The sequence below is a fragment of the Sphingomonas sp. UV9 genome (assembly GCF_004101245.1).
GTDB lineage: Bacteria > Pseudomonadota > Alphaproteobacteria > Sphingomonadales > Sphingomonadaceae > Sphingomonas.
In genome coordinates this window covers 304,033-316,860 of record NZ_SCIN01000003.1, presented here as the reverse complement: position 1 = coordinate 316,860, position 12,828 = coordinate 304,033, and the positions used below count along the sequence as shown (strand labels likewise).

At 66.1% G+C, this 12,828-nt stretch carries 10 protein-coding genes; 9 read left to right on the top strand and 1 reads right to left on the bottom strand.

Annotated elements, in window-relative coordinates:
* Positions 1-22 precede the first annotated feature (22 nt).
* From EQZ23_RS13830 to EQZ23_RS13805, 6 genes are all read left to right on the top strand, one after another.
* Positions 23-1,396, top strand: coding sequence for a phosphomannomutase/phosphoglucomutase (locus EQZ23_RS13830; protein WP_128455022.1), 1,374 nt, complete (start codon positions 23-25; stop codon positions 1,394-1,396).
* A 217-nt stretch (positions 1,397-1,613) separates the two neighbouring features.
* Positions 1,614-2,069: a PH domain-containing protein gene (locus EQZ23_RS13825; protein WP_128455021.1), complete on the top strand. Its 456-nt coding sequence runs from the start codon at positions 1,614-1,616 to the stop codon at positions 2,067-2,069.
* Between the two features lie 27 nt (positions 2,070-2,096).
* Positions 2,097-2,876 carry an exonuclease domain-containing protein gene (locus tag EQZ23_RS13820; RefSeq protein WP_128455020.1) on the top strand — a complete coding sequence of 260 codons (780 nt, stop codon included), beginning with the start codon at positions 2,097-2,099 and terminating at the stop codon, positions 2,874-2,876.
* Between the two features lie 221 nt (positions 2,877-3,097).
* Positions 3,098-4,606: a sensor histidine kinase gene (locus EQZ23_RS13815; RefSeq protein ID WP_128455019.1), complete on the top strand. Its 1,509-nt coding sequence runs from the start codon at positions 3,098-3,100 to the stop codon at positions 4,604-4,606.
* Positions 4,603-5,046, top strand: a complete 444-nt coding sequence (locus tag EQZ23_RS13810; RefSeq protein ID WP_128455018.1) for a response regulator — start codon at positions 4,603-4,605, stop codon at positions 5,044-5,046. The genes EQZ23_RS13815 and EQZ23_RS13810 overlap by 4 nt, the downstream gene beginning before the upstream one ends.
* Positions 5,046-6,092: a histidine kinase dimerization/phosphoacceptor domain -containing protein gene (locus tag EQZ23_RS13805; RefSeq protein ID WP_128455017.1), complete on the top strand. Its 1,047-nt coding sequence runs from the start codon at positions 5,046-5,048 to the stop codon at positions 6,090-6,092. The genes EQZ23_RS13810 and EQZ23_RS13805 overlap by 1 nt, the downstream gene beginning before the upstream one ends.
* 32 nt (positions 6,093-6,124) lie before the next feature.
* Here the strand turns inward: EQZ23_RS13805 and EQZ23_RS13800 are convergent, their stop codons facing one another.
* Positions 6,125-6,700 carry a helix-turn-helix domain-containing protein gene (locus EQZ23_RS13800; protein WP_346427827.1) on the bottom strand — a complete coding sequence of 192 codons (576 nt, stop codon included), beginning with the start codon at positions 6,698-6,700 and terminating at the stop codon, positions 6,125-6,127.
* 129 nt (positions 6,701-6,829) lie between these two features.
* Here EQZ23_RS13800 and EQZ23_RS13795 point away from each other — a divergent pair, with 129 nt between their 5' ends.
* Genes EQZ23_RS13795 through EQZ23_RS13785 form a run of 3 tightly spaced genes read left to right on the top strand, consistent with a single transcriptional unit; the run spans position 6,830 to position 12,795 of the window.
* Entirely contained in the window at positions 6,830-8,044 is a 1,215-nt protein-coding gene (locus tag EQZ23_RS13795; RefSeq protein WP_128455015.1) for an efflux RND transporter periplasmic adaptor subunit, read from the top strand.
* Positions 8,045-8,050: 6 nt separating this feature from the next.
* Positions 8,051-11,272: an efflux RND transporter permease subunit gene (locus tag EQZ23_RS13790; protein ID WP_128455014.1), complete on the top strand. Its 3,222-nt coding sequence runs from the start codon at positions 8,051-8,053 to the stop codon at positions 11,270-11,272.
* A 5-nt stretch (positions 11,273-11,277) separates the two neighbouring features.
* Complete coding sequence (locus tag EQZ23_RS13785) at positions 11,278-12,795, top strand: efflux transporter outer membrane subunit (protein ID WP_128455013.1); 1,518 nt, start codon at positions 11,278-11,280, stop codon at positions 12,793-12,795.
* Positions 12,796-12,828 lie beyond the last annotated feature (33 nt).

The window sequence follows — 12,828 nt, the reverse complement described above, 5'->3', positions numbered from 1 at the left end:
CACTGAAATCGGAGAGAGGCCAATGACGCATCAGTTCGACCCCACCTCGCTCCGCGAATACGACATCCGCGGGATTGTCGGGAAAGCGCTCGGTCCGGCGGATGCAATCGCGATCGGTCGCGGGTTCGCTACCCGTATCCGCGCCATCGGCGGCCGCCGCGTCGCCGTCGGCTATGATGGCCGCAATTCGTCGCCGGAACTGGAAGCCGCGCTCGTGTCCGGCCTCGTCGCAGGCGGCGTCGACGTCGTTCGGATCGGCCTCAGCACCTCACCGATGCTATATTTCGCCGAGGCGACGCTAGAAGTGGATGGCGGCATCCAGGTAACCGGCAGCCACAATCCCCCCGAGTATAACGGCTTCAAGATGGTGCTGCGCCACGCCCCATTTTTCGGCGACGACATCCAGGATCTCGCCGCCCTCGCCGCGTCGGGCGCGTGGAGCGAAGGGGCCGGCGAAGTGACGACCGCCGACGTGATCGACGCCTATGCCGACCGGCTGATCGCGGGATACGAGGGCGGCGCATACCGGATCGGCTGGGACACCGGCAACGGCGCCGCCGGCCCGATCATTGAGAAACTCGTCCAGCGCCTGCCGGGTGAGCATCATGTGATCTTCGCCGATATCGACGGCAATTTTCCCAACCATCATCCCGATCCTACCGAAGAGGCGAACCTCGCCGATCTGCAACGCCTGGTCGCGGACAAGAACCTCGATTTCGGACTGGCGTTCGACGGCGATGGTGACCGAATCGGTGCCGTCGACGCGGTGGGCCGCGTGATCTGGGGCGATCAGATTCTCTCCATATTGGTCGAGCCTGCGCTGCGCGAGCACCCCGGCGCGCCGATCGTCGCCGACGTGAAGTCGAGCCAGGCGCTGTTCGACCGAATCGCGGAGTTGGGCGGCGAGCCGGTGATGGCCGCGACCGGCCACAGCCTGATGAAGCAGGCGATGACCCGTACCGGGGCACCTTTGGGAGGAGAACTCAGCGGGCATTTGTTCTTCGCTGGCGAGTATTATGGCTTCGACGATGCGCAGTACGCTGCCGTCAGGTTGATTCGCGCGGTGCATCTGTCGGGACGCTCGCTGACGGAATTGCGCGATGCGATGCCGGCGCTGGTGGCGACGCCGGATTTGCGCTTTCCGGTTGCCGACGCGCGCAAGTTCGCGGTCGTGGACGAGGTGATCGCGCGGTTGGAGAGCGAGGGTGTGGAGATGGACCTCACCGACGGCGCGCGCGTGACGACCGCCGACGGATGGTGGCTGCTCCGCGCGTCGAACACGCAGGCAATGCTCACGGTTCGCGCTGAAGCGAAGACGGAGGCGGCGCTGGCTGCGCTACTTGCCGAGGTCGATGCACAGCTCGCGAAAAGCAGCGTGACCCGGGTGGCTGCTTAACCAAATCCACCACCCCGGCGAAGGCCGGGGCCCAATTGGGGAACGTCGCTAACGGAGTGCAGCACGCCGTTACGCCCACCTTTCCACTTGGGCCCCGGCCTTCGCCGGGGTGGTGCAGTCGGGGAGGTTCGCTAGCCCAGCCACCCGCACAACCGAACCGATTGACACACCACCCCCCACGCCTACCGTCCGCTCAACCCCCAGGAGACACCCCCACGTGGAGCGCCCAGTCGACGAATTCCGGTCCAGCACGCGCCGCTGGCTGCTCGGCAGCTTCGCGGGTTGGGGAACGCTACTCGCCTGCCTGGCCGGCGTCGGTTTCGTCATCATCGGCGTACGCTGGCTCAAGAACCGCAGCGCCTCCTACGAGATCACCGACCAGCGCCTGATCATCAAACGCGGCATCCTGTTCAAGACGATCGACGAGATCGAGCTCTACCGGATCAAGGACGTCCGGCTCGGCTATTCGCTGCTCAACCAGATGACCGACATCGGCACGATCATCCTCACCTCCAGCGACCGCACCACGTCCGGCGGCGAGTTTACCCTGCGCGATATCCCGATGGCACGCGACCGCCGCGAAGGCCTGCGCAAGCTCGTCGACCGCGCGCGCCAGCGCCGTGGCGTCCGCGAGATGGATATCGACCATGAGGACGCATACGCGCTGGATTAAGCGCGCTTTTGTCCCCACATGGCGGGCATGGCGCCACCCTATCCAAAGCCCAAACCGCAGCCGCAGATGATCCGGGTCGTCGACCTGGAGACCACCGGCTCGGCCCCGCCCGCGCACGGCGTCTGCGAGATCGGCTGGCAGGACGTCGCGCTCGGCGAGGACGGCCGCTGGGAGATCTACGGCGAAGGCGGCAGCCTGCTCGTCAATCCCGGCCGCCTGATCCCGCCGGTGACGCAGGCGATCCACCATATCCTCGACGAGCATGTCGCCGAAGCGCCGTGGTGGCACGACTGCGCCCGCCAAGTTCTCGATCCCTGGCCGCGCCGTCTCGCGCTCGCCGCGCACCGCGCCGATTTCGAGCAGAAATTCTGTACCCCCGCGCTGACCCGCGACGCCGAATGGATCTGCACCTGGAAATGCGCGTTGCGGCTCTGGCCCGACAGCCCGAGCTTCTCGAACCAGGTTCTGCGCTATTGGCGCACGCCGCAGGGTTTGGAGCATGAGCGCGGCCTGCCCGCGCATCGTGCGTTTCCCGACGCGTATGTGACCGCGTTCCACTTGCGCGACATGCTCAACGAGGCGAGCTTCGCGCAACTGGTCGAATGGTCGCGCGATCCGGGGCTCATCCCTCGCGTCCGCTACGGCCCAGATCGCGGCAAGGAATGGTCCGAACTCGATCACGAGACGCTGATGGCGTTCCTCACCGATCGCGACCCCGACATCCGCTTCACCGCCAACCATGAGGCGGACCGGCGCAGCGGCGGCGGCCGCGTCGGCAAGGCCAGCGCGCAGGATCTGCTGTTGTAGAGTGGCGTTCGATCCTCCCCCGCCAGGGGGAGGTGGCGCCGTAGGCGTCGGAGGGGGAGGACCCGGAACACACGTTTCATCCCCCTCCCCCTCCGCCTGGCAAGCGCCAGCCATCTCCCCCTGCCAGGGGGAGGATTAGGACGACCCGGCAAACCCCCGATTACTCTGCGGCAAGGCAGTATCGCTGGTGTAACGATCGGCACTCCCTTACAGCGCAATCCATGGTCCGCGTACGCCTGAATTTGCCATCGTCCGAAGGTCGGGTCGCGCGGTGGCTGGTCGCTTTCATGACTCTCGGCTTCGTCGCGCTGGCTGCCGCGGCGATCGCGATCGGCTGGATCACGGTCCGCAATCGCACCTTCACCGCGCAGATCCTGCACACGCAGGACGTGCGTCAGGCGATCGCCACGCTCCAGGTCGAGATGGAGCAGTCCGAAACCGCGCGCCGCGGCTATGTCCTGACCGGCATGCCGCTTTTCGCCACATCCTATGCGCGAACGTCGGGCTTGCTCCGTCCGTCGATCGACGGCCTGCGCGACCAGACCCGCGACAATCCACGCCAGACGCAGCGGATCGACCTGATCGAGCGCCGGCTCGATCGGTTGCGCGCATTGCGGGCGGAATCGATCGCGCTGGTCGCAGGCGGTCGGCTCGCCGAAGCGCAGCGTCGGTTCGCGGTCGATGCCAGCGTGCCGCTGATGCGCGGTATCCGCTACCGGTTGCAGGCGATGGCCGCCGACGAAGTGCGCCTGCTCGCGATCCGCAGCGAGCGCCAGCAACAGACCAGCGCGTTGTTCCTCTCGGCCGCCGGGCTCGCCGCGATCCTTCTGCTGGTGGTCGCGATCCTCGCGATCCTGGTGATCCGCCGCTACACCGCCGATCTCGCCACCTCGCGCGACAGCCTGCGCGATCTGAACGAGACGCTCGAGGAGCAGGTCACCGAGCGCACCGCCGATCTCAGCCGCGCGAACGAGGAAATCCAGCGCTTCGCCTATATCGTCAGCCACGACCTGCGCTCGCCGCTGGTCAACGTGATGGGCTTCACCGCCGAACTCGCAACCGCCGCCGCGCCGCTCGCCGAGTTGATCGACCGGGTCGAAGCAGATGCGCCACAGCTGATGACCGAGGATGCCCGGCTGGCCGCGCGCGAGGATTTGCCCGAGGCGATCGGCTTCATCCGCACCTCGACGCAGAAGATGGACCGTCTGATCAACGCCATCCTCAAGCTTTCGCGCGAAGGGCGCCGGACGATCGCGCCCGAGCATGTCGACCCCGCGCAACTGGTCGACACGATCATCGGATCGATCCAGCACGTCATCGACGATCGCGGCGCGGCCGTTCGCGTCGAGCGGCCGATCCCGGCGGTAGTTACAGATCGCCTTGCGCTCGAACAGATCCTGTCGAACCTGATCGAGAACGCGACCAAGTATCTCAAGCCCGGCCGTCCCGGCGAGATCGTCGTGACCGGGCACAAGGATCGCAACCGCGTGATCCTGTCGGTGATCGACAACGGCCGCGGCATCGATCCGCGCGACCATCAGCGCGTGTTCGACCTGTTCCGCCGCTCCGGGCAACAGGACCAGCCCGGCGAAGGCATCGGACTCGCGCATGTCCGCGCACTCGCCTATCGTCTCGGCGGCACGATCGACGTCCAGTCGACGCTCGGCGACGGCGCCACCTTCCGCCTCAACCTTCCCACCGAATTGTCGATTCAGGATATCAAGGCATGAACCAGCACCAGACCGTCGGGATCGTCATGATCGAGGACGACGAGGGCCATGCCCGGCTGATCGAGAAGAACATCCGGCGCGCGGGTATCCTGAACGATATCAAGCATTTCACCGATGGCACCACCGCGCTGGATTTCCTGTTCAACGCGGTCGACGGCCCGGCCAAGAGCGGCCCGGCGATGATCCTGCTCGATCTCAACCTGCCCGACATGAGCGGCACCGATATCCTGGCGCGGATCAAGGCCGAGAACAGCCCGCTCAAGCGGACGCCGGTCGTCGTGCTGACCACCACCGACGACAAGGTCGAGATCGAGCGCTGCTACGATCTCGGCTGCAACGTCTACATCACCAAGCCCGTGAACTATGAGAGTTTCGCGCAGGCGATCCGCCAGCTCGGGCTGTTCCTGTCGGTGATCCAGGTTCCCGACGTCGAGAGCTGATGCCGACGTCCGCCGCCTTGCCCATAAGCGTCCTCTACATCGACGACGACGCCGGTATCCGGCGGCTGGCGGCGCGTGCGCTCGAACGTCGCGGCTACCGCATGACGGTCGCCGAGACCGGCGCGGAGGGCGTGGTCAAGGCCGCCGGCGAGCGCTTCGACCTGATCGCGGTCGATCACTACATGCCCGGCATGGACGGCCTGGAGACGCTCGAAGCGCTCCGTCGCCTGCCCGATCACCCGCCGATCGTGTACGTCACCGGCTCCGAGGAAGGCCGCATCGCGGTCGCCGCGCTCAAGGCCGGCGCCGCCGATTACGTCGTGAAGACGGTCGGCGACGATTTCTTCGACCTGCTCGCGGCCTCGTTCGAACAGGTCCGCGCCCGGTCGGTGCTGGAACAACAGAAAGCGTCCGCCGAGGCGGATTTGCGCGCCAGCAACGCCCGCCTCGAGGCGTTGCTCGGCGAGGTGAACCACCGTGTCGCCAACTCGCTGCAGCTCGTCTCGGCGATGGTTCGGCTCCAGGCGACCGCGCTGACCGATCCGTCCGCGCGAGAGGCGCTGGAGGATACGCAGCGCCGCATCCAGGCGATCGCGCAGGTTCACCGGCGGCTCTATACCAGCAACGATGTCGAGAGCGTCGACATGCAGGAATATCTCGGTGCGCTGGTCGACGAACTCGCCGAGACCTGGTCGACCGACGCGCTCCCTCGCGCGCTCAGCCTCGCTGCCGAACCGATCCGCCTACCCACCGATCGCGCGGTGTCGCTCGGCGTGATCGTCACCGAACTCGTCACCAACGCGTGCAAATACGCCTACCCCACCGGCGGCGGCGAAGTCCGAGTCGCGCTACGCCGGATCGACGACGATATCTTCTTGCTGGCGGTGGAAGACGATGGCTGCGGCATACCGGAAGGCGCCGTGCCCCGCGGCACAGGGCTCGGCACGAAACTGATCAAGGCGATGGCGCAGAGCCTGCAGTCGATCGTCGAATACGACCCCAGCCACACCGGCGTCCGCGCCACCCTGCGCGCGGCAGTAAAATAGCCGTCTGATCCTCCCCCGCCGGGGGGAGGATTTCAGAGCGCGCGTACCGCTGCCAGGATCATGCGGCCAGTGAGCCGCGCTGTCTCGTCATCCGACAATTTCGGCCGCGACAAGGTCCGGTGGCCGAGGCCGAACATGAAGGCGAGGATCATCTCCTCTGCGCCCTCGAGGCCGTCGTCGGACAGGTCGGGATTGGCGACGCAAGCGAGATCGCGGATTATCCGTCGAAACCCCCTGCACAGGTCGGCGATGGTGTCGGCGACTTCGGTGTTGCGGTGCGCCTCCGCCATGATCTCGAACGACAGCGCCTCGTCGCCCTTCGACAAGGCGCGTCTGGTCAGCTCGATGAATCCGTCCTCGATCGACAATCTGCCCGACTTGACCGAGTCGTTCGTCGTCTGCATTTCGGCGGCCTTGCCGATCGCATCCTGCATCACGATCGCCTGGATCACCGCATTCTTGCCGGTGAACAGACGATAGATCTGACCCACCGACACCTCGGCGGCCTGCGCCAGTTCGGACATCGGCGTCTGGTGAAAGCCTTGAGTCGCAAACAGATGTCGGGCCGTGGCGACAATACGCTCCCGGCTACACTTCTCTTGCTGCACTGCACTCAAAACAGAATTCCCGATGCGTTTTTTAATTGACCCGCCGCTCGCACAATCCTAGCGGGCAGGCAAGCGGAATGAACGTTCATTCCGCACGAACTCATCTGCACGGACGTCGGGATGCTCAACATGCAGCGATTGAACCTCAAGGGATCTGTGGCACTGGCCGCGCTTGCCCTGCTGTCGGCTTGCAACAAGGAGCAGGCGCCACCACCCCCGCCGACTCCGACGGTCGGCGTCGTCACCGTCGCCGAGGAACCCGTGGTGCTCACGTCCGAGCTGCCAGGGCGTATTGCCGCGGTAGAGACCTCGGAAGTGCGTCCGCAGGTCAGCGGCGTGATCCGCGATCGCCTGTTCACCGAAGGCGCCATGGTCAGCAAGGGCCAGGTCCTCTACGCGATCGAAGACGCGCCCTATCGCGCGGCTCTTGCCAGCGCGCAGGGCCAGCTCGGGGCCGCGCAATCGCAGATCAATGCGACCCGTCTTCAGGCTCAGCGATACGGCCAGCTCGTCGCGCTGAACGCGGTCAGCAAGCAGGAGGCGGACAACGCCACCGCGTCCGCGCAGCAGGCTCGCGCCAATGTTGCAGCGCAGCAGGCAGCGGTCCAGTCGGCCCGCGTCAACCTCGGCTTCACGCGCATCAAGGCGCCGATCTCGGGCCGCATCGGCCGCTCGCTGGCGACCGTCGGCGCGCTCGTCCAGACCGGCCAGGCCGATGCGCTCGCGACGATCCAGCGCACCGACAGCGTCTATGTCGACGTCAACCAGTCGGCGGCGCAGCTGCTCGATCTCAAGCAGGCGATGGCGACCGGCGGCGTGGTCCGCGGCGACGGCAGTGCGCGCGTCCAGCTGATCCTTCCCAACGGCACGACCTATCCGATCGAGGGTCGTCTCCAGTTCGCCGAAGTGACCGTCGACCAGACCACCGGTGCGGTCACGCTGCGCGCGCGCTTCCCCAACCCCAACGGCCTGTTGCTGCCTGGCATGTACGTCCGCGCCAAGCTGGTCGAGGGTACGCGCCGCAACGCGATCATGGCCCCCACCGCAGGCATCACGCGCGATCCGCGCGGCGGTGCGACCGCACTGGTGGTCAACGCGCAGAACAAGGTCGAGCAGCGCAACGTCACTACCGATCGCGTCATCGGCGACAAGTGGATCGTTACCAGCGGCCTCAAGCCCGGCGACAAGCTGATCGTCGAAGGGCTGCTCAACCTGCGTCCGGGCGCGACCGTCAAGGCCGGCGCTCCGCAGCAGATCGGCAAGCCTGCGGGCGGCGCCCCCGGTGGTGCCGCGGCGGGCGGGGATCCCGCTGCCGGCAACGCGTCCGCGCAGGCCGGAAAGTAACCGCCCATGTCACGCTATTTCATCGATCGACCCATCTTTGCATGGGTCATCGCCATCATCCTGATGCTGGCCGGTATCCTCGCGATCCGCTCGCTGCCGATCGCGCAGTTTCCTGAGATCGCCGCCCCCAAGGTGACGGTCGCGACGTCCTATCCGGGCGCCGACGCACAGACGCTCGAGAACACGACGACTCAGATCATCGAGCAGCAGATGAAGGGCATCGACAACCTTCGCTACTTCGCCTCGACGTCTGACGGCTCGGGCAACCTCGCGATCACGCTCACCTTCGAGCAGGGCACCGATCCCGACATCGCGCAGGTCCAGGTGCAGAACAAGCTGCAACAGGCGACTCCGCTCCTGCCGCAGGAAGTGCAGCAGGCCGGTCTGCGCGTGACCAAGGCGACCGCCAACTTCCTCCTCGTCATTGCCGCCTATTCCGAGAATGGCGCGCACGACCAGGTCGATCTCGGCGATCTGATCGCCTCGAAGCTCCAGGATCCGCTGAGTCGCATCAAGGGCGTCGGCGACACGCAGGTGTTCGGCGCGCAATATTCGATGCGGATCTGGGTCGATCCGTTCAAGATGTCGAACCTCGGCGTCACCGTCACCGACATTACCTCGGCGCTGACCGCGCAGAACGCGCAGGTCTCGGCGGGTCAGGTCGGCAGTCTGCCGGCGGTGAAGGGCCAGTCGCTCAACGCCACCGTGACCGCGCAGACGCGTCTCCAGACCCCCGAACAGTTCCGCGCGATCATCGTCCGCTCGGCGACCAGCGGCGCGACCGTGCGCCTGTCGGACGTCGCCCGTGTCGAGATGGGCTCGGAGAATTACTCCTTCCAGGCCCGCTACAACGGCAAGCAGGCGGCAGGTTTCGGCGTGAAGCTGGCACCGGGCGCCAACGCGCTCGATACCGTCAAGCTGGTCAAGGCCGAGGTCGACCGGATCGCCAAGCAGTTCCCGTCCGACGTCAAGGTCGCCTACCCGATCGACAATTCGACGTTCGTGCGGCTGTCGGTCGAGCAGGTCATCCACACGCTGATCGAGGCGATCGTCCTCGTCTTCCTCGTGATGTTCCTGTTCCTTCAGAACTTCCGTGCCACGTTGATCCCGACGATCGCGGTCCCGGTCGTGCTGCTCGGCTCGCTTGCCGTGCTGTATGCGGCGGGGTTCACGATCAACACGTTGACGTTGTTCGGCATGGTGCTGGCGATCGGTCTGCTCGTCGATGACGCGATCGTCGTCGTCGAGAACGTCGAACGCCTGATCCAGGAAGAGGGGCTGAGCCCCAAGGAAGCCGCCAAGAAGTCGATGGACGAGATCAGCGGCGCGCTGGTCGGGATCGGCCTCGTCCTGTCCGCCGTGTTCCTGCCGATGGCGTTCTTCAGCGGCTCGACCGGCGTGATCTTCCGCCAGTTCTCGATCACCATCGTGTCGTCGATGGCGCTCTCGGTGCTGGTCGCGTTGATCCTCACGCCCGCACTCTGCGCGACGATCCTGAAGCCCGCCAAGGACGGGCATGGCGAGAAGAAGGGCTTTTTCGGCTGGTTCAACCGCACCTTTGACAAGGGCGTCGGCAAATACGGCAACGGCCTGCGCCGCGTCGAGAAGGGCTGGGTCCGCACGATGCTGGTCTATGCCGTGATCGTCGTCGCGATGGCGTTCATCTTCCTGCGCCTGCCGTCGGGCTTCCTTCCCGAGGAGGACCAGGGCGTCATGTTCGCGCAGGTTTCGATGCCGTCGGGTACGCCGATGGAGGAAACCGCACGGACGATGGACAAGGTCCGCGATCACTTCCTGATCGACGAGAAGGCCAACATTTCTGGCATCTTCACGATCAGCGGTTTCGGCTTCGTCGGCCAGGGCCAGAATGTCGGCATCGCCTTCATTCAGCTGAAGCCATGGGAAGATCGCGAGGGCGCGGAGAACACCGTCGCCGCAGTCGCCGGGCGCGCCAACCAGGCGCTCGCCGGGATCCGTGCCGGCATGGTGATCGGCTTCGTGCCGCCCGCCGTGCAGGAACTGGGCAACGCCAACGGTTTCGACTTCATGCTGAAGGACAATGCCGGCGTCGGTCACGAGAAGCTGCTCGAGGCGCGCAACATGCTGCTCGGCATGGCCAGCCAGGACAAGCGTCTGATGCAGGTCCGCCCGAACGGCCTGGAGGATGCGCCTCAGCTGAAACTGAACGTCGACCAGGCGCAGGCGGGGGCACTCGGCCTCAGCCAGGCAGACATCAACACCACCGTCAGCACCGCGTTCGGTGGTGCCTACATCAACGACTTCATCGACCGCGGTCGCGTGAAGAAGGTGTTCGTGCAGGCCGACGCACCGTTCCGCACCTCGCCTGCCGATCTCGGCAACTTCTACGTCCGCGGCACGACCAGCAACGCGATGGCGCCGTTCTCGTCCTTCTCGACGACCAACTGGCAGTATGGCCCGTCGCGTCTCGAGCGTTACAACGGCGTGGCCTCGTTCGAGATCATGGGCTCGCCGGCGCCGGGCGTCAGCAGCGGTACCGCGATCAAGGCGATGGAAGAGATGGCGGCCAAGCTGCCACCCGGCATCGGCTATGAGTGGACCGGCCTGAGCTACGAGGAAAACCTGTCCTCCGGCCAGTCGACCACGGTCTATGCGCTGTCGCTGCTGATCGTGTTCCTCTGCCTCGCGGCGCTGTACGAGAGCTGGTCGATCCCGATCGCCGTCCTGCTGGTGGTGCCGCTCGGCGTCCTCGGCGCGGTGGCCGCGGCGATGATCTTCGGGCTGAACAACGACATCTACCTCCAGGTCGGCCTGATCACGACGATCGGCGTGGCGGCGAAGAACGCGATCCTGATCGTAGAGTTCGCCGAGGAGAAGATGGGCGACGGGATGAACGCGGCCGATGCCGCGGTCGAGGCGGCGAAGCTTCGCCTTCGCCCGATCCTGATGACGTCGTTCGCGTTCATCTTCGGCGTATTGCCGCTCGCGCTGTCGAGCGGTGCGGGTGCCGGCGGCCAGAACGCGATCGGCTGGGCGGTGGTCGGCGGCATGCTGTCCGCGACCGTCCTTGCGATCTTCTTCGTGCCGCTGTTCTTCCTGCTCGTGAAGCGCGTCTTCAAGCAGGACAAGGCAGGCTCCGGGCAAGACCGCGATCACCAGCACAACGACGACACCCGTGACGATAACCGTGACGGCGGCCATGACGATAACCGTCATCCGCCCCACGACCAGCGGCCGCAGGAGGCCTGATCCAGATGTTCTCGACCAAGATCTCCAGCCGCACCGCCCTGACGTTCGCCGCCGGGCTCACGCTCGCCGGCTGTAACCTCGCCCCGAAATACGTCCGTCCCGAATTGTCGGTGCCGGCGGCAACGCCCGCCGGTCCTGCCTATGCAGCGACCGATGCGGCCGGCGCGATCATGCCGGCGGATACCGCGTGGGAGGCGTTCTTCACCGACGATCGCCTGCGTCGCGTGATCCGCACCGCGCTGGACAACAACAGAGACCTCCGCGTCTCGGTCGCCAACGTCGCGCAGGCCCGCGCACAATACCGCGTCCAGCGCGCCGACCTGTTCCCGACGCTCGCCGCCAACGGCGGGGCAACCTACCAGAAGTCACCGTTCGGCGTAGTCGGTGGCGGCACAGGCGGTGGAACGGGCGGCACAGGCGGCACGGGCGGCGGTACTGGTGGCGGTGCTGTCTCCAGCGGCCGTGCAGACATCTACACGGCGAATGTCGGCGTCTCCGCCTGGGAGATCGACCTGTTCGGCCGCGTCCGCAATCTGACGCAGGCGCAGCAGGAACAGTATTTCGCCGCCGAGGAAAACCGCAATGCGGCGCAGGTCTCGCTGATCGCCGAGATCGCGACGCAGTGGCTGACGATGGCCGCCGACCAGGATCGCCTCAAGATCGCGCGCGATACGGAGCGAGCTTTTGGCCAGACCGTCAAGCTGACGCAGGATCGCTTCCGGATCGGCATCGCGTCCGAACTCGAAGTGCGGCAGGCCAGCACCAGCTACGATCAGGCGCGCTCGGACATCGCCGAGGCGACGACGCTGATCGCGCAGGACCAGAACGCGCTGAACCTGCTCGCCGGCACCTCGCTGACCGCGGACATGCTCCCGGCACGGCTCGAGGAGACCAGTCCGACGCTGGAGAATCTGCCCGCCAACCTGCCGTCGGAGGTGTTGTTGCGCCGTCCCGACATCGCCTCGGCCGAGCATCAGCTGGTCGCGGCCAACGCCAATATCGGTGCGGCGCGCGCGGCGTTCTTCCCGAACATCTCGCTGACCGCGGCGTTCGGGACGATCAGCCTCGGCCTGTCGAACCTGTTCGGCAGCGGTACGCAGAACTGGTCGGTCGCGCCGTCCGTCAGCCAGACGTTGTTCGACTTCGGCCGCAACAAGGGCAATCTCCGCTATGCCCAGGCTACGCGCGACGCCGCGGTCGCCACCTACGAGAAGAGCATCCAGACCGGCTTCCGCGAAGTTGCCGATGCTCTTGCGCGGCGGGGCACCATCGGTGCGCAGTTGCAGGCGCAGACCTCGCTCCGCGACAATGCGGCGGGCGCGTTCAAGCTGTCGGAACTGCGCTTTCGTGCGGGCATCGACACGTTCCTGAACACGCTCGACTCGCAGCGTTCGCTCTACACCGCGCAACAGAGCCTGCTCGCCGCCCGCCTGACCCGCGACAGCAACTCGGTGGAATTGTACCGCGCGCTTGGCGGCGGGGTCACGACCACCCAGTCCACCGACACCCGCCGGCCAAACTAAACTAACGATCCTCCCCCGCCAGGGGGAGGTGGC